This window comes from Halomonas sp. A40-4, assembly GCF_015767635.1.
Lineage (GTDB): Bacteria > Pseudomonadota > Gammaproteobacteria > Pseudomonadales > Halomonadaceae > Vreelandella > Vreelandella janggokensis.
Genome location: NZ_CP065230.1, coordinates 4088620 through 4108634, shown reverse-complemented (window position 1 = coordinate 4108634; position 20015 = coordinate 4088620). Strand labels below are relative to the sequence as shown.

Sequence of the window (20015 nt, the reverse complement as noted above, 5' to 3'; positions counted from 1 at the left end):
ATTCTTCAAGGGTCCAGAATTGAACATTAGGGATGATGGCAAAAGTTCGCAGGCTGCAGCAGACAATTCAAATGGAGACACGAACATGAAAAAGTATCTCGTAGTAGCCGGTACACCTCTACTGGCCATTGTGATGGCCATCTCTACGGCGAATGCCAACCCTAGCGCAGGATTAGCTGAAGAGGTAGATCAGACGGTGGATTCTCAGGCCACCGCGACTGGCGGCAGCAGTGGAAGCGCGAATGGCGCTAGTGGGTCTGGTCAGGGCACCGGCGGTAGTGTCTATGCCAATGTCGACGGCGACTTTGATGAAAGTTCGGATGACAATAACCTCACCAGTGGTAACGGTACCGGTGGCGCTGCAAGTGGAACAGGGATGGGCGGCACCGGGGGGACAACGGGCCGTGGAGGGGATGCTTGGGCAATGAGCGAATCCTACAACACCTCGACCAACGTTATCTCGATGCAAGATATGAGCGCCACTGTCAGTGGCGCTAGTGTCAACGTCTATGGCGGCGGCGGAGCCACTGGAGCTGCTGGCGGTGCTGGCGGTGACGCTTATGCCGATAGCTACGGCGAAGGCACCGGCGGTGGCGGTGGCCAGGGACAGGGTGGCTATGGTGGTAATGCGACTGCTGATGGCGGTGATGGCTATGAAGGTGGCTACGGTGAAGGCTATGCCGAAGGATACGGTGACGGCTCTGGCGAAGGAGGCGATGCGGATGCTGCCAATGGCAATACCGATGCCCAGGGAGGCACAGCCGAAGGCTATGCATCTATCGCAGCCGATGATGTTGATGACGACAACACCAATACGGCCACTAATGGTGATAGCACCAACGGTGACGCTACCGCTAGCTCTGCCGTGGCGGGTGGAACCGCAGGTAACGGTTCTGGCACTGGCTCCGGCACCGGTTCGGCTTCTGGCGCCGGCGGTGATGGCGGTGATGGAGGCCTAGCGACAGCCAGCGGCGGTAACGGCGGTTCAGGCAGCGGTGGCAACGGTGGTAGCGGACAGGGAGTGGGCGGTGACGCCACTGCGGTAGCCGGCAACGGTGGCAATGGTGGCAACGGCGGCAATGGCGGTGCTGCAAGATTGGCAACGGGTGCAGCCAGCGTTTCCGTGGCGGCTGGGGTGTTCGGCGGCATCAACAACATGAACGTGACCACCGGCCTGTACAACGCTCAGGTATCGGGTACCAACGTCGCGGCTCACAGCAATGTGAGTATCGGCAACTGATTTAGAGCGCTAATGGCGCTTTAATGAACCGGGAGCTGGTGGGCGCAAATCCATCGGCTCCCCTGATGAACTGTCCGTATGGATAGGGTGCCGGGAGCCAGTGCCATGAAGGTGTCTTCAGTCAGTTCAATTCAATCCGAGTTACTTGGTCCCCAGCGTGTGCTGACGGTCATTACGCTCGTCTCTTCAATGATCGTCCTGGGAATGACAAAGAGTCAGGCCGACGATAGTCATGCGCTTAGCAGCAATGGTTTTGCAGCGATGCAACGGATGAATATCGAGGAAATGGATAGGGCAAGGGCCAGGGAAGGTGAGGCGATCGTCAATTTCAATACAGTAAAAAGCATCCAGAACATGCAAGCGTCGGTGACAGATACCTCCTTCAATATTGGCGGAAATATGGTCTCAGGCAATATCAGCTTTGCTTCTGATGCCTTGGGGAACTATAGCGGCACAGGCATTTTCAGTGCCGTGACGGGGAATGGGAATTCCATCAACAATGCCGTGGGTATCAGTGTCTTTATCGCCAACTGAGCCGTGATCGGGGTTGGATACACGATTCCCCAGGGAGTGATGCGCCATGAAACTAAGTCGACAACTTTGCTCTTGCATGGTGTCACTCTTTCTTGTTGGCAACGTGATGGTTGCCTATGCCGGACAGGTCGCCATATTCAATCGTTTCGGTAGTTTTCAGGTCGAGGCTCAGAGTCTGCAGGAAAAGGGTTGGGACAGAGTGGTTCGCCAGCAATATGATTTCAGCTGTGGTTCTGCATCTGTTGCGACCTTGCTGACGTTCCATTATCAGCGAGAGACCACCGAGGCAGACGTGTTTGAAAGCATGATTCGTGCCGGGGATGCCGAGCAGATCCAGCGACATGGCTTTTCCATGTTGGATATGAAGCGATATCTGGATGCTCAGGGGCTCAACTCCGATGGGTTCAGAATCAGCCTGGATGACTTTATTCGCATTGGTGTGCCCGCCATTACGATGGTGAACACAGCGGGTTACAAGCACTTTGTCGTTGTGAAGGGTGTGGATGCCAATAATATTCTGATTGGAGATCCCGCGGCAGGTACCCAAGTGGTGCCCAAAGATCACTTTGAATCACTGTGGGACGGAACGGTTCTGGGCGTGCGCGAGGAAATCGAGGTTGCCCGGAAAAACTTCAATAACGAGCAGGATTGGGCCGTGCGCCCCGCTTCACCTCTATCGGTAGGAGTGAGCCGTTCAAGCCTAGGTGCCAGTCTGCTGACCCTTCCCGCCAGAAATGAGATGGGTCGGTGATGAGGAGATACGAAAATGCCATCTCGATCAAGCACCATGTGTAGGCGAACGGGAGTTCGGTGGATTGGTGCAGCGCTGATGATAGCCGCGACCGGCACTGGGGCAGCTTCCCCACAGGCAAGCAATGTAGCGTCAGAACCATTAAATAGCCATTGGGAACCTTCTTCAGGCGTGAGTCTTTACACTGAGGTTATATCCTCATTGGCTGTAAATGATGAATTTCGTCGAGGCGTTGTTATTGCTGAAACAGAGCTCGATCAATTGCGAGCGGGATTCAGTCTTGGTGGGCTCGATGTGGACTTCGGAGCCAGGCTACAGACCCTGATCGATAACAAAGTTGAACTGGTGTCGGTTGTCAACTTTACCAGGGCGGGCGTCGACGTTGTGTCCCAGACATTTCGCGCCCCTTCTGGTTCAGTCAGTCAGGTGGGGCCTGGTACGGGAGTGCTCGTCACTGATATGACGCCCCGAGGCCTAGATCTATCAGGTCTGGCAGGTTTTTCTGGCGTTACCTTGAGCGACGCCAAGGGCTTTACGGCAGCTTTGCAAAATATCACTCGTGACGCCATTGTCAGTGGCGTAGTGAGCAATGCTTCTGGACGCAATATACAGCAGCGTATCGATGTTGATGTTCAGCTCAACAATATTGGGGCATTGAAGGCAGCCAGGCAACGGGCCGCGATTGTTGATTCCTTTGCAGGTATCCTGCGCTGATACGACAGCTGCCGATGAAGCAGCTGTCGAGTTTGTTCTTTCAGCTAAAAAATACCCATACCGATAGGCATGCGAAGTGTCAGGGTAGTATCCGGTGCATCATCGGTGATGCCCAATTCCAGGCCCAGGTTGAGCGAGACATCCGGGTTCAGCTGGTAAGACCACCCGAGCAGCAGGGAGCCAACGTTCAGGGTATTTGAGCTGACCTTAACCGTGTTGCCGGTACTGTTATTGACAAACTTTGTTGTCGTTTCGCCGATGAAGTCGTTTTTGTAGCCCAGCGTAAAGGACGTTTTCGGATTGATTGAGTAGGCCATGCCGAAACTCAATCGAATGGTATCTCCGGGATCTACCTCGCCTATGATCAGGTCGTCATCATCTTGAGTAACTTGCTGATTGACATCATCTTCAAGGTTGAAGACATAGCCAAGGTTAGCGAAATAGACAGCGGGCGCCGAGGGGACGAGCATGGTGAGGCTGGGCTCGAAGGAATGAAAGCCGGTGCCGGTGGTTAACTCCAATGGAGTGCCGGCGCTGTTACGACGAATATCGAAGGGGCCTTCACCGGTGGTGCTCTTGTAGCGCAGGTTACCGATGAAGTAGGGCATACCATTCAGGCCACGGTTTAGCTGGTAGTGGGCGGCAAATTCGATATCGCCTAGCGCATTATTGGATAATTCACGGTTCAACGTAAAATCGGGATTAACTTCTGAGACCGTGACACGGTTCGACTCATCCCGATAGACATAAGGCACTTTCATCTCGAGTTCCAGGCGGTCGGTAAAACCCAGCCGTCCCGTCAGTGAGGCCGTATAGCTATCACGGTCGACATCCTGTGCGGTAAACACCCCGATCAGCAGGGTGCTCAATACTTCGATACCCTCGAAGGTCGTTCGGTTAATGCTCTCGTGGGAGTACTGGAATTCGGGCTCCAGAACCAGCCTGCCCTTGGGGGTCAAGACGCCTCCATATTCCGCCATTGCCTGGACGTCTGGCTGGGTCTCCTGCTGGTCGGGGCCCTGTCCAACGGGCTGGACCTGCGAGTCCTCGGTTGTCTGTTGAGCCAGCACCGGTGTGCAACTGATAAAAGATGCCAAGCCGGCGGTATAGAGGAGTTTAGTGCCACGTGGAGTCATGGTGTCTTTCCTTTTTTCTTTTTGCGTAGTGCCTCGTCCTAACGGGGAGAGACATGGATCGTTTGCCGTTCATGGGGGCAGCCGTTCTTTGCGATACCGTGCTTTTCGATTAATCGGTATAAGGTGACGCGTGAGACACCCAGTTCGAGCGACGCACGCAGCACATTGTGTTTGTTGCGTGCCAGGGCAGACCTGATGGCCTCGAACTCTGCTGCGTCGCGAACCTGCTGAAGGGTATCAATACCCCGGGAAAGTCCATGTCGCCTTTCCAGCCCCATATCGGCGGGTGTAATGAGCCTCTGTTCGCACATGACCATTGAGCGTCTAACCCGGTTGACCAGTTCGCGGATGTTGCCCGGCCAGCGGTGCTGACGCATGACAGTGATACATGCGTGGCTGAATCCACAGACACGGGTTGGTTTTTCGGTTGAGAATTTCTGGAAAAAAAAGTGGGCCAGGGCTTCAATGTCTTCAAGGTGCTCTCTCAGTGCCGGTACCCTGACTTGAAGCACATTGAGCCGATGGTAGAGATCTTCACGAAAATCGCCCCTGCTGACGGCTTCATCAAGGTTGACGTGGGTGGCGGCCAATACCCTGACATCGACAGGAATCTCCTTAAGCCCACCGACGCGCAGCACTTTGAGGTCTTCCAGAAAGCGAAGCAGATTGACTTGTAAATCCAGCGGCAGGTCTCCGATCTCGTCGAGAAACAGGGTACCTCCCTGCGAATGCTCTATGATGCCGACCTTGCGCTGATTAGCCCCGGTGAAGGCGCCTTTCTCGTGACCGAAGAGTTCGGACTGGATAAGCCCGGGGGGTAGAGCGCCACAATTGACGACGTTAAACGGGCCATGGCGTCTGGGTGAATGATTATGAATAGCATGAGCTGTGAGTTCCTTTCCCGTGCCCGACTCTCCGGTGATCAGTACAGGTGCACTGGCACAGGCCACTTTGGCGATCGTTCGATAGAGCCGTTGCATGGTCGGGCTATCGCCAACGATATGATATTCGTCGTCCAAACAGGAAAGAGTCGGGATCCGGTGAGCGCCTTTGAGGTTGGCCATTGCCAGCGCATTCTCCATCAAGGTATCGAGTTTTCTTACATCGATGGGAGGGACTTGATAGGCGTAACAAGTATTAAAAATCCGCTCGCGCGTCTTCTCCTGACTTAACCCATTACGTTCGATGATGGCTACCCAAGAGATATCTGACAGCCGAGAGTGACTATCGATTTCCAAAGGAAGGATGGATGTTGAAGGATCGATAGTGAGCAATCCAACTCGACAAGGTGCTTTGTCGAGCAATTCCATTGCTTGATGAGCGTTGATAGCATGGTTAATTGACCAGCCATACCCTAAGAGCTGTTTTACGGTGTTATGAAGAAACGTCTTGTTTCCTGCTGTTATGAGTTGCCTGGCTGGCTCGATCATGACGTTACCTCATGGTTGCTGGCAACCACTGCTAATAGTGATCAGGCCCTACGTAAGGCAAGTTCTTGAAACGGCGTTTCAGCCGCGCATCATGAGTTATCAAGCCCCTATAGAAAGCACCCTTTTCCAGTCTCAGGCTGAAAATGAAGGGGTAGGTTTTCTAGCATGCAGCACTATGCCGACAGGAATGTGATTAGTGTTGGTCGATCATGGGGGAATGTAAAGTCCGGTGACTTAGCGTTAAAGCGGGTATTAAAAAGTATGAGTTTTGCCAGTGCTTACATTAAATATATTTTTTAACAAAGCGTTAGAGAAAATTTGACTATGCCAGAAGAGTAAATGAGCCGTCAGGTTAACTAATAAAATGGTACCTGCACTGAAATACTTTACCTATGTCAATGGCGTAAGCGAGTCAACTTTATTCTGCCTATCTCTCTTCGGTGACTGCAATGTTGCATTGCTCTACTCCGTTAGTCGGCTTATCATTATGGCGGTTTTTCTTTCCTTCGTTCGACCGCTGGGACTTCTTCGCCATGAAACCACCTGATTTCCGCGTCGCTGGGCATTATTGCCGTCGCGTGATGTGGCTGCTGCTTGCGTTATGCTGTCTTGCTGTTCCTTCCTTGTCTTATGCCGCTGCCGGCTCCCTCGATCTAACCCGCTCTATCGCCGGTGTCTTATCTGTTGCCATATTCGTGCTCGCCTATGCGTTAGTCATGGCCGAAGAACTTTTGCACATGCGCAAATCAAAGCCGGTATTGGTGGCTGCTGGTCTGATCTGGGCATTGGTGGCCTGGGTCTACGTTCAGGCGGGGTTGCCCCAAGAGGCGGAAACGGCGTTTCGTGAAACGCTGTTGGAGTATACCGAGCTACTCTTGTTCTTGCTGGTGGCCATGACCTATATAAACGCCATGGAAGAGCGGCGGGTGTTTGACGCTCTGCGCGCATGGCTGGTGCGAAAGGGGTTTAGCTACCGCACCCTGTTCTGGATTACCGGCATTCTGGCATTTGGTATATCGGCGATCGCCAACAACATGACCACGGCGATGCTGATGTGTGCCGTGGTGCTGAAAGTGGCCGAGGGCGATGATCGTTTTATCAGCCTTTGCTGCATTAACGTAGTGGTCGCCGCTAATGCGGGTGGCGCCTTCAGCCCCTTCGGCGATATCACGACGCTGATGGTCTGGCAGGCCGGTCAGGTTGCCTTCGGTGATTTCTTCCAGTTGCTGGTGCCGTCAATCGTCAATTTCATGGTGCCAGCGGTAATCATGAGTTGCTTTATTCGCAACAGAAAACCCGCAGCGTTGTCTGAAAATGTGTGGCTGAAGCGAGGTGCACGGCGCATTGTCGTGCTGTTCCTGATCACCGTGGCGATTTCGGTTCTCTGCCACTCTGTGCTGCATTTGCCGCCTGCCATGGGCATGATGTTTGGTCTTGGTCTGCTGCAGTTCTTTGGTTACTACCTGCGCCGCAGTTTGCCGCGCTCACTGGAGCGCAAGCGTGAGCGCTATTCCCGCCGCGGCGATTGGAAAAAACTCGAGCAACTGGGCAGCGTTGTCCCCTTTGACATCTTCAGTCGGATAGCCCGCTCCGAGTGGGACACGCTGCTTTTCTTCTACGGCGTGGTGATGTGTGTGGGCGGTCTGGGCTTTATCGGTTATCTCGGCCTTCTGTCGGAGACCCTTTACGGTAGTTGGAATCCGGTGTGGGCCAACGTGGTGCTTGGCCTGATTTCAGCGGTGGTGGATAACATCCCAGTGATGTTCGCGGTGCTTTCGATGGAACCGGACATGTCGCTGGGCAACTGGCTACTGATCACGCTGACGGCAGGTGTTGGTGGCAGTCTGCTATCCATGGGCTCTGCGGCAGGGGTTGCCCTGATGGGCCAGGCCAGGGGAATTTATACCTTTGCCCGTCATCTGCGCTGGGCGCCAGCCATCATGCTGGGCTATATCGCCAGCATTCTTACCCACCTTTGGTTAAATGCCGGGCTGTTTTAGCCCCGTTTCAATACAACCGCCCGCACGTTGACACGCGCGGGTGGTAGATTTGAAGCCATGAGTCGCTTAAATGTCGTGGCCCGTTATGACATGGCAGATATCCGCAAAGCTTTGTGCCCTCGGGATGGCATTGATCGTCTTGCCGATCGCCGCTTGAATGTCGCCGGCTGAAATGATGCCGCGAATACTGGGATCGTGACGATCATCATTTTCTATAATCAGCAAGTGCTGATCCGTAAAGCTTTCCATCGATATCACCAAATCCTCGATGCTCAGCGACGAAAGTTGGCTAAGCGGCATAGCGCTTAATTTGTGCCAGGGGGTCATGATCATTTCGGCCGTGATGTCCTCTTGACTTAGCTGGCGTTGCTGCATGGCGATATTGATTCGCCGCTTGCCAATGATTTCTTTGGCCGTGATCACCCCGATACAATGCTCATGGCTATCCATGACAAACAGCAACCGCACCCCCGCGTCGCGCATTTTTTGGTGGGCCTGATCAACCGGGGTATCGCCATCAACCCATTGAGGACGTACCTGGCTAAAATCGGTCAGAACGCTTATAGCTGGGCTTTGTGGCGATAACGACGGCTTTTTAGGGACAACCAGCGTTGGCGTTGACCCCAGTTGGATTAAAGGCTTGGGTGAAAAAAATATCTGGTTCATTAGAGTACCTGCGTTTAGTGACGTAATGGCAAACAACAGATGTCCTGCCGTTACGTCACATTTGCACGATATTCTTATGGCAACCTTAAGAAACGTTGGGGTCGATTGAGGTCATTCTGTGTCGGGAAGGATAACGCTGCAGCGTAATGCAAACGCGCAGTCCACCCTGAGGCGCCTGTGTCATGGTGAAATCACCATTGTGACGTTTGACGACACGGTCAACAATGGATAGCCCCAAGCCTGCCCCGGCGCCTGGTCCGGCACGCTGGAAACGTTCTATCACCTTTGAGTATGCCTGATCCGGGATACCTGGCCCCTGGTCATCCACGCAGAGTGAGACGTGATGAGCGGTGGCGGTTAAGGCGATGTCGATAACGCCTTTAGTCGGTGTGTGCTGGAAAGCGTTACCCACAATATTTTGCAACACGGTTTCAACGGCACCGGGCTCCGCTTCCATCTGCCAGTCCAGCGTTTCATCGGCATGCAGGGTCACCTGCTGTTGGCGTTCGGCGGCTAGCGGCGAGAGTTCGGCGAGGGTTTCACGTGCTTCGATGAGCAAGTTGGCTGGACGGTAGTGACGTTGTATTTCGGTTTCCGGTGCTAGACGGGCCAGGGCAAGCAACTGGCTGACCACTCGCGTGGCGCGGGTAACACCGTCGCGTAGGTGATCAAGCGCCTCTTCACGGTCTTCATGGCTATGGGCGCTCAGCGCATTTTGCGCGTGGAGGTCCAGCACGGCGAGTGGCGTGCGTAATTCGTGGGCAGCATCAGCGATAAAACGCTCTTCGCGGGTGCGTATCTGACGGATACGCGCCAATAATTGATTTAACGCGCTGGCGATCGGGGCTAACTCTTGAGGCAGCGACGTCAGCGACAGAGGTTGAAGGTTGTGGGGGCCGCGTGTCCTTGTCTGCTCGGCCATTCGCGACAATGGCGCTAACCCCCAGCCAATACACCACCACAACAGCAAGGCGACCAGGGGCAAGCCTATCAGCTCAGGTAATAAGGTGCGCAGGGCGACCGAACGACTCAATTCACCGCGGCTGTTTTCGCGTTCGGCGACGACAATTCGTTGATTGGTATCTGACTGATTCAGGGCATAAATCCGCCATGCCTGTTGGTCAATAGTAAGGTCATAGTAGCCCGTGTCCTGTCGGTGGGGGGGGATAGCGGGCGCTGTTGAGGAGCGCAGCAATAGCTGATCGTTTTCCCACAGCTGGAAGGTAAGCTGACTTGAGTAGCGATGTCCGTAGGGTGAATCGGCCGATTCGGCGCGCTGTAACGCGTTTTCAATATTGCTCAGCATCGCTTTGCGATCCTCACTCAGTCCAGACGCTTGCGCCATGCCTTCGAGAAGCCGGGCATGCTGTGCAAGTCGAGCATCTGAAAGCTCGCTTATCTGATGCGCGGCATAGCGGTAGCTGATCACCCCAATCACCAGCGTGCTGACGCCAAAGACCAGAAGTACCAAGGTGAGGGTGCGGTATTGAATCGATCTCATCCGGGGTTATCCATCACGTAACCAATGCCCCGCACGGTACGTATGACATGGGGAAAAAACTTGCGCCTCAAATGATGAATATGGACTTCAATGGCATTACTTTCGACATCTTCATCCCATCCGTACACCAACTGGGTTAAGGTATCGCGTGTGAACACACGTCCAGGGTGACTCATGAATTCCTGCAACAGTGTCAGTTCGCGGCGTGAAAGTGACACTTCTTGTCCTTGATAACTTACCTTGAGAGTGACCGGATCAAAGCGTATCCCCTGACACTCCAGCAGCGAGCGGGCTTGCCCATGGCTACGCCTTAACAAAGCGCGTAGCCGGGCGGTAAGCTCGGTGACATCAAACGGTTTGACCAAGTAATCATCGGCGCCGGCATCCAAGCCGGCAATTCGCTCATCGACCGCATCTCGGGCGGTCAGCACCAGGATCGGTACCTGATGACCTTCGCTTCTGACGGCTTTGAGCACGTCGACGCCATCCAGGCGGGGTAACCCCAGGTCAAGTATCACGGCATCGAAGGGCATCCCTTCCAGCAGCGTTGACCGGGCACTCACTCCATCGCTGAGATGGTCAACCGTGTACCCTTCAGGCTTAAGCGCCAGGCGTATACCAGACGCTAAACTTGAGTCGTCCTCTACCAGTAGGATGCGCATGATGAGAGATGATGTCCTTGGGTGAGTTTACCTATTCAGATGAATACGATAGTCAGATAAACACAATGGATGACAACGATAGTAGCGTCTATGGCACATACCTCAAAGATTATCCTATGCTCGCCTGAACACCGCCACGAGGCACTCCTGCATCTGGCCAAGTCGCAGTCGTCGAAAGGACAGAAAGCATTGACCGAGGCGCTAAAGTCGATGACGAAGGCGCCGGAAACGGCTTGGCAGAGCTTATGGATAAGCCTGGAGAGAGGGCATATCAACGGTGTTGTTTGGGTACAGCGGCTGCCACAGAATATGGCGCAGCTTTGGCTACCCAATGTGCAAGGTGATCACATAAGCGCGTTGATCGAGACGGCACGACATTGGGTCATTCAGCAACGCTTAACGCTTTGTCACATTGAGCTAGACCCAGAGGCGACCCAGCAGCGAGCGCAATTGATCGCCCATGGCATGCAGCCGCTCGTATCGCTGCGCTGTTTAAAAGCAGGCGTGGACCAGCGCTTTCCTGCTGCAAAGCCCTTCACCCAACTGCATTGGGCACCATGGGACCTTCTGACAACGGCTCAGGAGCATGCGTTGATGACCGCGGTTGGGCATGACTCGCTGGACTGTCGTGGATTACGCGACATCTTATCGGTCAACGACTTACTGGCTGGTTTCTACGGGCAAGACCCCCACGCCCCCGCTCACTGGCATGCGCTGTATGTGGATGAATCGCCGTCGCCCATCGGCGCCTTGGTGTTGGCACCGCGGAGCGAGATTAACCGTTGGGAGCTGATGCTGATGGGACTGGTGCCTGAGTGGCGGCGTCGGGGACTGGGCGGCCATATTCTCAACCATGCCTTGGCCCTCGCCCAGCAGGCGAACGCATTGGAGCTATTGCTATCGGTGGATCATGAAAACTTGCCAGCGTTTAACCTCTACAGGCGCGCTGGCTTCAGCGAATATGCTCAACAGTATGTCATGGCCTGGCGCGGCTAGCCGTCAAGACGTCGTTGCCGCGTTGACCCGGCAGGCGTGGTGGGTTTTGTGGCACTTTGAATTACCACTATACTGCTAATATTCATTAAGTAGGCGTATTGGTAGCCTTTAATCTTCAGCCGCCCAGACGCCGACAATAATAAATAAGAGGTGGTGCGAGTGAACGTTAAGCAGATAGCAAAAGGTCTTGTTGCACTTGGGGTTGCCATGCTGAGCGGGTCGGGAGCAATCGCTGATGATGCCTCCCGGGAGGCGATTGCGGAGCGGCTGGCGCCAGTAGGTAGCGTTTGTTTACAGGGCCAGGACTGTGGCACCCAAGCGGCGCAAGCAGAAGCCGAAACCAATGCTGAAAGCGGTGGTGGTGGATCGGATGGCGCCTCGCTGTATAGCAGTATCGGTTGTGCGGCGTGCCACGATAGCGGCGCGGCGGGAGCGCCAGGGCTAGGGGACGCCGAGGCGTGGGCATCTCGTCTTGAGCAAGGTACCGAGGCTCTCTATCAAAGCGTGTATGAGGGGAAAGGCGCCATGCCAGCGCGCGGTGGCAGTAGCGCGTCCGACGAAGAAATTCAGGCGGTTGTCGACTATATGGTCGCCGAGGCCGAATAAACAGAGTGTTGCTCTTTGTGCTTCTTTAAATTGTCCACAAGCGGTTGTGGCTGACAGCCTGTGGATAATTTATAAGCGCCGAATCTCGCTTGCACTTCTGATTTAAAGCACACCTCAGCCAAGTAAAGAACGGAGCCCCGCAATGGCATCCTGCCCTCGGGCCTGCTTTTTCTCCGGGTCTTCCTTATCCGCGCGGCCTTCCCATTCCAGGTCTTCAGCAGGCAATTCGTCCAGGAAGCGGCTAGGTTGGCAGTCCATCAACTCGCCGTAAGCTTTGCGCTGGCGGGCAAGCGTCAACGTCAGCGTGCGTCGTGCGCGGGTAATGCCTACGTAGGCCAGGCGACGCTCTTCTTCCACCGTGCCCGTTTCAATGGCATTGCGGTGGGGCAATAGATCCTCTTCCAGGCCCATCAAATAAACGTGGGGAAACTCCAGCCCTTTGGAGGCGTGCATGGTGAGCAGTTGCACCCGGTCGGAGTCGTCTTCTTCCGCCTGTTGCTCGAGGATATCGCGCAGCACCAGGCGTGATATCGCCGCTTCCACGCTATCGGTTTCGGTGGCTTCAGATGCATCATCTTCCGGATCGCGGTTGAGCGACTTTTCCAACTGGTCGATCAAAATCCACACGTTGGCCATGCGTCGTTCGGCGACGGTCGGTGCGCTGGCGTTCTGGTACAGCCAGGCCTCGTAATCCATGTCCCTCAGCATGTCGCGAATAGCGGCAATCGCATCGCCCTGGTCCATGCGTTTGCGTACACCGTCGATAAAGTGGGTGAAACGCGATAGCCGCTCCACGGCTCGGGTAGGCAGCACCTGCTCCAGGCCCAGCTCATGACAAGCGGCAAACAGCGAAATCGAGCGCTCGGTGGCGTAGTTGGCAAGTTTCTCGACGGTTCCGGGACCTACTTCCCGGCGCGGAACGTTCACGATACGTAAAAAAGCGTTGTCGTCGGCGGGATTAATCAGCAGCCGCAGATAGGCCATGGTGTCCTTGATCTCGTTGCGCGAGAAAAACGACGTGCCGCCGGACAGCTTGTAGGGGATTTGGTAATGCTGCAGCTTTAACTCCAGCAGCCGTGCCTGGAAGTTACCCCGATAAAGCACGGCAAAGTCCCGCCATTCGGCTTTTTCCTTGATCCGCCGGGTAAACATTTCGCTGGCGACTCGCTCCGCTTCGGCTTCCTCATGGCGATTGACGATGACTCGAATGGAGGCGCCGTCGCCCATATCCGACCACAGGGTTTTTTCGTAGACGTGGGGGTTATAGGCAATCAGCGTGTTGGCGGCGCGCAGGATCGTGCCGGTCGAGCGGTAGTTCTGCTCCAGCTTGATCACCTTCAGGCGCGGGAAGTCTTCGCCCAGGGTAATCAGGTTTTCCGGCCGGGCGCCACGCCAGGCATAAATCGACTGGTCATCGTCGCCCACCACGGTAAAGGTTGCCCGTTCAGCCATCAGCAGCTTCACCAGCAGGTACTGGGAAACATTGGTGTCCTGATATTCATCCACCAGCATGTAGTGGATCTTGCGCCGCCAGCGGGCCAGCGCTTCCGGGTCGCGTTGCAGCAGGACCACCGGCAGCAGAATCAGGTCGTCAAAATCCACGGCGTTATAGGCTTTCAGATGGCGAACATAGGCTTCGTAGACCCGTGCGGCAAAATGCTCGTCGTCGTCCGCCGCAAACGACAGCGCGTCGCTGGGCAGCATCAGGTCGTTTTTCCACTGGGAGATTTTGCCCTGCACCGTGTTGATTTGCTCGGCATCAACCTGGGCGTCTTTATTCATCAGGTCGCGCAGCAGCGCTTTGGCATCCTCCGGATCGAAGAGCGAAAAGCCGGGTTTGTACCCCAGGGTTTTCAGCTCACCGCGGATGATGTTCAGCCCCAGGGTGTGGAAGGTGGAAACCGTCAGTCCGTGGCCTTCCTTGCCGTGCAGCATTTGCCCTACGCGCTCTTTCATCTCCCGGGCGGCCTTGTTGGTAAAGGTCACCGCGGCGATCTTGCGTGCGCTCATACCGCATTCCTGCACCAGGTAAGCGATTTTGGTGGTAATCACACTGGTTTTACCGGAGCCTGCCCCTGCGAGTACCAAACAGGGGCCATCAATATAGCGCACGGCTTCCTGCTGGCGCGGATTGAGCCCGTTAATGCGGCTAAGGATGCTCTTTGGCGGCTGGGGCGTCATGGCGACGGGTAACCTCTAAAGTGTTGCAGGGCGGTTTCGATTATAATCAGCGGCGCTGGGTAAACGCATAATGGGCTAACAATAGGCAGGTGTTAATGTTTGAAGTTGCTTTATTTGAACCGCGGATGGCACCCAATACGGGCAATATCATGCGCCTGGTGGCCAACAACGGTTGTCGATTACATCTGATCGAGCCGCTGGGCTTCGACCTGGAAGAGAAAAAGCTGCGCCGCGCCGGGCTGGACTACCGTGATCTTGCCAATGTGACGCGCCATGCCGATTTTAGCGCCTTTCAAAGCGCCATGCAGGGACGCACCATCTGGGCAATCACCACGAAAGGCACCCGTGCCCACAGCGCGGCGCCCTATGCGCCAGGTGATGTGCTGCTGTTTGGTTCGGAAACCGCCGGGCTCTCGCCCGAGGTTCACGCTGCCTTGCCTGCCGAGCAAACGTTGCGCATCCCCATGCAGCCCAATAACCGTAGCCTCAATCTTTCCAACGCGGTCGCTATCGTTAGCTATGAGGCGTGGCGCCAGCAAGACTATGCGGGCGCCCACGCACTTTAGCCGTTTAGTCGGCAATTCCGTAGCGGTCACGATAAGCCCGAACGGCTTCGGCGTAGGCCAGCATCTCGCCACCGGCATGCTCTTCAAGATAGGTAAGCACCTGCTCAAGCGTCACGATACTAACCACCGGGATGCCGTACTGAGACTGCACTTCCTGAATCGCGCTCTGTTCACCCTGGCCACGCTCCTGACGGTCCAAGGCAATGATCACGCCCCGAGCACGAGCACCATTCTGCTCGATTAGACTCATGACCTCGCGTATAGCGGTGCCTGCGGTAATCACGTCGTCGATAATCAGAATATCACCGGCAAGGGATGCGCCGACAATGTCGCCGCCTTCTCCGTGGCTTTTGGCCTCTTTACGGTTAAAGGCGTAGGGGATGTCATGATCGTGGTGGTCAGCCAGGGCTGCGGCAGTCACCGCTGCCAGGGGAATGCCCTTGTACGCCGGGCCAAACAGCACATCGGCCTCAAGGCCGCTATCGACGATCGCCTGGGCATAGAAGCGGCCCAGCTTGGCGAGCGCGCGGCCGGTCTGGAACAGGCCTGCATTGAAGAAGTAAGGACTTACACGCCCGGATTTAAGCGTGAATTCGCCAAACTTGAGCACCCCCTGCTCAATGGCAAAAGCAATGAAATCGCGCTGGTAGGGTTGTAGAGTGGTGGCCACGGCGGTCTTCCCTTGTCGATCAAAAGTTGGGGCAAAGGCAACAATAAAAAGCAGGTAAATAGCAAGATTTGGTTTGTCTATTTACCCAAACGTCTAAACGTCGGGTATCATACAGCAGCGACGCAAAAGGGACGATTTATGAAAATTGCCAGCATTAATGTCAATGGTATACGTGATGCCGTCGACCGTGGCTTCCTGGACTGGCTGGCTCAGCAGGATGCCGACGTGGTCTGCGTGCAGAACATCAAGGCAAAAAGTTTTGAATTGGGTGACCATATTCTGTACCCGGAAGGCTATGAAGGCTACTTCCTGGATGCTGAAGAGGATGGTTTCTCCGGGGTAGCACTGTATTGCCGTCAAATCCCCAAGGCGATCATGTACGGCCTTGGCTTCCCCCAGTGTGACCACGAAGGGCGTTTTCTGCAGGCGGACTATGACCGTTTCAGCATTGCGACCTTCCTGATGCCCGACGGGAGCGACCAAAAAGCCAAACAGGCGTTCATGGACCAATACCAGGAGTATCTGACCAAGATGTCGCGCAAACGCCGCGAATACATCATCTGCGGTACCTGGAACATTGCCCACAAGACCGTCGATCTGGCCAACTGGTCCGACAATCAGCTCACGTCGGGTTTCCGCCCGGAAGAGCGCGCCTGGATGGATCAGGTGCTTGGCCCAACCGGGTTTATCGACACCTTCCGGGAAATCAACCGCGACGCGGGCGAATACACCTGGTGGCCGAAGCTTCATCAGGAAGTTCCCCGTGAGCGCCAGGAAGGCTGGCGAATCGACTACCAGCTGGTCGGTCCCAACTTCCGCCGCCACGTGGTCGATGCGTGGATCGATTACGATGCGACCTTCTCCGAGTTCGCCCCGCTGATCGTCGAGTACGACCTGGCGCTTTAGGCGCGTACTTCCCGCGTCGCCGTCCGTCCGTAGCTGACACGTCATAGGCCGACCCTTGGGTCGGCATGTGGCGTTGTGGCTAACGCTTATCAGCCTCGAATACCCAGCGCTTCGCGCTGCTTTTCACGTAGCTCGTCGCCGGCTTTCTCGGCGAGATCGAGCATGGCATTCAGCTCGGCACGATTGAAGGCGCCTGCTTCGGCGGTGCCCTGCACTTCAATCAACTCGTTGCTTTCGGTCATCACCACGTTCAGATCGGTGTCGGCCTTGCTGTCTTCCGGGTAGTCCAGGTCCAGCACCGGCACGCCTTTGTAGATACCCACCGAAATCGCGCTGACCAACTGCTTGAAGGGGTCACCTTTGATCTTTTTATCGCGCTGCAGGTAGCGGATCGCATCCACAAGCGCGACGCAGCCGCCGGTAATCGCTGCGGTGCGGGTCCCGCCGTCGGCCTGGATGACATCGCAATCCAGCGTAATGGTGAACTCGCCCAGTTTCTTCAAATTCACTGCGGCGCGCAGGCTGCGGCCAATCAAACGTTGAATCTCCAGCGTACGGCCACCCTGCTTGCCGCGGGTGGCCTCGCGGCCACTGCGCGAGTGGGTCGCGCGGGGCAGCATGCCGTACTCGGCCGTTACCCAACCCTGATTCTTGCCGCGCAGCCAGCGCGGTACGCCTGCTTCCACGCTCGCATTACACAATACCTTGGTATCGCCAAACTCCACCAGTACGGAGCCTTCCGCATGGCGGGTGTAATCGCGGGTTATGCGAATATCACGCAGCTGGTCGGCCTCGCGACCGCTGGGACGCACAACATCAGGACGCTTAGCACTGCTCACAAATAGTACCTCTCAATCAACGTGTCACTAGGAAAAGCCCCCCATTGTACACGTCTGGGCGTGCGCTGATTGGCCTATCGGGTAGACTGTTGGCAATGCATCATTAATCGTTTTTGACCAACAGGATGAACCATGGCCGCTTCCAGTCGCGTACACAGCATGACCGCCTTCGCCCGCGCCGAGCAGGTTGCGCCTTTTGGCACCTTGCAGGTGGAAATCCGCTCGGTGAACCAGCGTTATTTAGAGCCCCATTTCCGCCTGCCCGATGTCCTGCGCGACCTGGAGCCGACGCTTCGTGAAACGCTGCGTACCCGCCTGGCACGAGGAAAAGTCGAGTGTAGCCTGCGCTTTGAGGCCACCGAGGCCCATCAGGCGCCCGCCGTGAATGCTAAGCGGCTAAAAGAGATTGCCGACGCACTGGCGGCTATTCAACAGCAGGTGCCCAGTGCCGTGCCGCCGACTACCCTTGCGCTACTCAACCAGCCCGGCGTCATGGAAACCCAGCACCTGGATCAGGAGGCCATTACCTCGGCTGCCAAGGCGCTGTTCGACCAGGCGCTGGATGAGCTCATTGACGCCCGCGCCCGGGAGGGAGAGAAACTCGCCGTCATGATCACCACCCGGCTTGCCGCCGTAAGCGAGCAGGTCGCCACCGTGCGCAGCCTCCTGCCGCAGATTCTTGAGCGCCAGCGCCGCCTCCTGCTGGAGCGTTTAGAGGTCGCCAAGACCGACCTCGATCCCCAACGCCTTGAAGCTGAGCTGGTGCTGGTGGCGCAAAAGGCCGATGTGGACGAAGAACTGGACCGCCTGACGGCGCATGTCGACGAAGTCAGTCGTCAACTGAAACAAAAAGGCCCAAAAGGCCGTCGTCTGGATTTCCTGATGCAGGAACTCAACCGCGAAGCCAACACGCTCTCGTCTAAATCCGTCGTCGCCGAGACGACCCGCTGCGCGGTCGAGTTAAAGGTGCTGATCGAGCAGATGCGGGAACAGATCCAGAATATCGAGTAGCATCCACCAAAGGCCATCAAAAACCATTAAACTATTGTTTTTCAAAGAAAAAAAGACATAAGAAGTCCACCAAGGTCCACCAACCCCTCCGGAAATCCAGATCATATCGGGGAGTAATCCGGGGAGAAAAAGCATTGCCTCTCCTCCCTCCGACACATACCCTTACAGATACTCCCCAACCATGTCGATCCGAGTGCATGACCGGGAGAAAGTGGGGGAGGTGCCCGCTGGCACTCTAAATGCCGTTGCAAAAAGGTCCACTGGGCGCCAGTGACGAGCTCATATGACATTGAGCCGCCTATCTAGCCCAAGCCTAGCCCGAGCAGCTATCAAACGGTCGTTTGTTTTATTTTCAACGGGGGACGAGAGGAAATAATGGGAAGCCTTACCGCCAAGAAGAGCCAGTCGCTTGTCAAGGAGGGTAAAGCAGGGCGCTACAGCGACGGCAACGGTCTGTACCTGATGATACCGAGGAAAGGAACTCCTTACTGGATGTTGCGATACACGCTGTTTGGCAAGCGGCGTGAGATGACGCTGGGCAAACATGCCCACCTCTCTCTCGCCGAGGCTCGGACGAAAGCGGTTGAAAACCAGAAGTCTATACGCGAAGGCCTTGACCCCATCGAGGAACGCAAACGCGATAGCCAGGCCTTGATCAGGACAGTGGAGGACCTGTTTGCTGACTGGTACCCGGAGCTAGAGAGAAGACTCAAGCACCCAGCTATTCCAAAGCGGATATACAAAAAAGAAGTGGCGCCCCTCATCGGGGGTAGATCGCTGGATGCTGTCACCCCAATTGATATCCGTGAAATAATTAGACGAGTAACAAATAGTGGTAGGCCGACAATAGCTAATGACACACTGATGTATCTTAAACAGATGTTCAACCACGCCATAAAACTGGGAATTTTAACCTACAACCCAGCATCAGCCTTCAACGTCAACGACGCAGGCGGTATTGAGAAAAGCCGCGATAGGGTTTTGAGCCTCGATGAGATTCGCAACGTTTTCCAAGCCTTCAGAGACAATAGCGACAGCTTCAGCCGCGACAACTACCTCGCCTGCGCGCTACTGCTCGTCCTGGGGGTACGTAAGACCGAACTTACCGAAGCCCAGTGGTCAGAATTTGACCTGAAGAACGGCCGGTGGAACCTGAGCGGTGAGCGCAGCAAGACAGGCGCCGGGATCGTCATTCCCCTCCCACCGCAAACCATCGGCTGGCTGGAAGAGCTCAAGATCCGTGCCTGCGGCTCGGACTATGTCTTTCCTAATCGCCGCAGCAGTAAGCGGGCCCACATGGGCAAAGACACGCTGAATCGTGCCATTGCCAAGCTATTTGGCAAGGAGCCTGGCAAGAAGCCGCAACCAGAGAACCGGATGGGCGATATCACCGAGTTTACTGTGCATGATCTGCGCCGCACCTGCCGCAGCTTACTCGCTGCGGTTGGTGTACCGGGGCATGTCGCGGAGCGTTGCTTGAATCACAAGCTCAAGGGCGTCGAAGGCATCTACGACCGTTACGACTACTTCGACGAGCGAAAAGAAGCGATTATCAAGGTCGCAAACCTTCTTGGCCCTGCAATAAATCTTCCCTAACTCACAACGT

At 55.5% G+C, this 20015-nt stretch carries 19 protein-coding genes; 11 read left to right on the top strand and 8 right to left on the bottom strand.

Annotated features, from left to right (window positions below; all coding sequences use genetic code 11):
* Positions 1-85: 85 nt before the first annotated feature.
* The 4 genes from IT895_RS19540 (at position 86) to IT895_RS19070 (ending at position 3239) form a co-directional block, all read left to right on the top strand.
* A complete protein-coding gene (locus IT895_RS19540) occupies positions 86-1240 on the top strand; it encodes a hypothetical protein (RefSeq protein ID WP_085920067.1) in 1155 nt (384 codons plus the stop codon).
* Between the two features lie 105 nt (positions 1241-1345).
* Entirely contained in the window at positions 1346-1774 is a 429-nt protein-coding gene (locus tag IT895_RS19080; protein ID WP_085920066.1) for a hypothetical protein, read from the top strand.
* A 46-nt stretch (positions 1775-1820) separates the two neighbouring features.
* Complete coding sequence (locus IT895_RS19075; protein WP_199284361.1) at positions 1821-2525, top strand: C39 family peptidase; 705 nt, start codon at positions 1821-1823, stop codon at positions 2523-2525.
* A gap of 201 nt (positions 2526-2726) precedes the next feature.
* Positions 2727-3239 (top strand): hypothetical protein, encoded by a 513-nt coding sequence (locus IT895_RS19070; protein WP_085920064.1) that lies wholly within the window; start codon positions 2727-2729, stop codon positions 3237-3239.
* Positions 3240-3283: 44 nt separating this feature from the next.
* Here IT895_RS19070 and IT895_RS19065 read toward each other — a convergent pair whose 3' ends face one another.
* Together IT895_RS19065 and IT895_RS19060 are read right to left on the bottom strand one after the other, a co-directional pair.
* Complete coding sequence (locus IT895_RS19065; protein WP_085920063.1) at positions 3284-4375, bottom strand: transporter; 1092 nt, start codon at positions 4373-4375, stop codon at positions 3284-3286.
* Between the two features lie 38 nt (positions 4376-4413).
* Positions 4414-5805 (bottom strand): sigma-54 dependent transcriptional regulator, encoded by a 1392-nt coding sequence (locus IT895_RS19060; RefSeq protein ID WP_085920062.1) that lies wholly within the window; start codon positions 5803-5805, stop codon positions 4414-4416.
* 533 nt (positions 5806-6338) lie between these two features.
* Between IT895_RS19060 and nhaD the strand changes: the two genes are divergently transcribed.
* The gene (gene nhaD / locus IT895_RS19055; protein ID WP_199284360.1) at positions 6339-7805 is read left to right on the top strand and encodes a sodium:proton antiporter NhaD; all 1467 of its coding nucleotides are present in this window, start codon (positions 6339-6341) and stop codon (positions 7803-7805) included.
* Between the two features lie 66 nt (positions 7806-7871).
* Here the strand turns inward: nhaD and IT895_RS19050 are convergent, their stop codons facing one another.
* The 3 genes from IT895_RS19050 to IT895_RS19040 all read right to left on the bottom strand — a co-directional run bounded on the left by IT895_RS19050 (position 7872) and on the right by IT895_RS19040 (position 10634).
* Positions 7872-8471: a CBS domain-containing protein gene (locus IT895_RS19050; RefSeq protein ID WP_085920060.1), complete on the bottom strand. Its 600-nt coding sequence runs from the start codon at positions 8469-8471 to the stop codon at positions 7872-7874.
* 85 nt (positions 8472-8556) lie between these two features.
* Positions 8557-9972 carry an ATP-binding protein gene (locus IT895_RS19045; protein ID WP_199284359.1) on the bottom strand — a complete coding sequence of 472 codons (1416 nt, stop codon included), beginning with the start codon at positions 9970-9972 and terminating at the stop codon, positions 8557-8559.
* The gene (locus IT895_RS19040; protein ID WP_085920059.1) at positions 9969-10634 is read right to left on the bottom strand and encodes a response regulator; all 666 of its coding nucleotides are present in this window, start codon (positions 10632-10634) and stop codon (positions 9969-9971) included. Before IT895_RS19040 ends, IT895_RS19045 begins: the two co-directional genes overlap by 4 nt.
* Before the next feature lie 90 nt (positions 10635-10724).
* Here IT895_RS19040 and IT895_RS19035 point away from each other — a divergent pair, with 90 nt between their 5' ends.
* Positions 10725-11630, top strand: a complete 906-nt coding sequence (locus tag IT895_RS19035; protein ID WP_199284358.1) for a GNAT family N-acetyltransferase — start codon at positions 10725-10727, stop codon at positions 11628-11630.
* 159 nt (positions 11631-11789) lie between these two features.
* Positions 11790-12236, top strand: coding sequence for a c-type cytochrome (locus IT895_RS19030; RefSeq protein WP_233337314.1), 447 nt, complete (start codon positions 11790-11792; stop codon positions 12234-12236).
* 114 nt (positions 12237-12350) lie between these two features.
* On the opposite strand, the gene rep is transcribed toward IT895_RS19030, so the two are convergent.
* Entirely contained in the window at positions 12351-14417 is a 2067-nt protein-coding gene (gene rep / locus IT895_RS19025) for a DNA helicase Rep (protein ID WP_085920057.1), read from the bottom strand.
* A 95-nt stretch (positions 14418-14512) separates the two neighbouring features.
* Between rep and IT895_RS19020 the strand changes: the two genes are divergently transcribed.
* Entirely contained in the window at positions 14513-14983 is a 471-nt protein-coding gene (locus tag IT895_RS19020) for a tRNA (cytidine(34)-2'-O)-methyltransferase (protein WP_085920056.1), read from the top strand.
* A gap of 4 nt (positions 14984-14987) precedes the next feature.
* Here the strand turns inward: IT895_RS19020 and pyrE are convergent, their stop codons facing one another.
* The gene (gene pyrE / locus IT895_RS19015; RefSeq protein ID WP_199284357.1) at positions 14988-15653 is read right to left on the bottom strand and encodes an orotate phosphoribosyltransferase; all 666 of its coding nucleotides are present in this window, start codon (positions 15651-15653) and stop codon (positions 14988-14990) included.
* A gap of 138 nt (positions 15654-15791) precedes the next feature.
* Here pyrE and IT895_RS19010 point away from each other — a divergent pair, with 138 nt between their 5' ends.
* The gene (locus IT895_RS19010) at positions 15792-16559 is read left to right on the top strand and encodes an exodeoxyribonuclease III (protein ID WP_085920054.1); all 768 of its coding nucleotides are present in this window, start codon (positions 15792-15794) and stop codon (positions 16557-16559) included.
* Positions 16560-16648: 89 nt separating this feature from the next.
* Here IT895_RS19010 and rph read toward each other — a convergent pair whose 3' ends face one another.
* Complete coding sequence (rph, locus tag IT895_RS19005) at positions 16649-17371, bottom strand: ribonuclease PH (RefSeq protein ID WP_199285531.1); 723 nt, start codon at positions 17369-17371, stop codon at positions 16649-16651.
* 159 nt (positions 17372-17530) lie between these two features.
* Here rph and IT895_RS19000 point away from each other — a divergent pair, with 159 nt between their 5' ends.
* Both IT895_RS19000 and IT895_RS18995 read left to right on the top strand, forming a co-directional pair.
* Positions 17531-18409, top strand: coding sequence for a YicC/YloC family endoribonuclease (locus IT895_RS19000; protein WP_199284356.1), 879 nt, complete (start codon positions 17531-17533; stop codon positions 18407-18409).
* A 375-nt stretch (positions 18410-18784) separates the two neighbouring features.
* Positions 18785-20005, top strand: a complete 1221-nt coding sequence (locus IT895_RS18995) for a tyrosine-type recombinase/integrase (RefSeq protein WP_035414229.1) — start codon at positions 18785-18787, stop codon at positions 20003-20005.
* Positions 20006-20015: the final 10 nt, after the last annotated feature.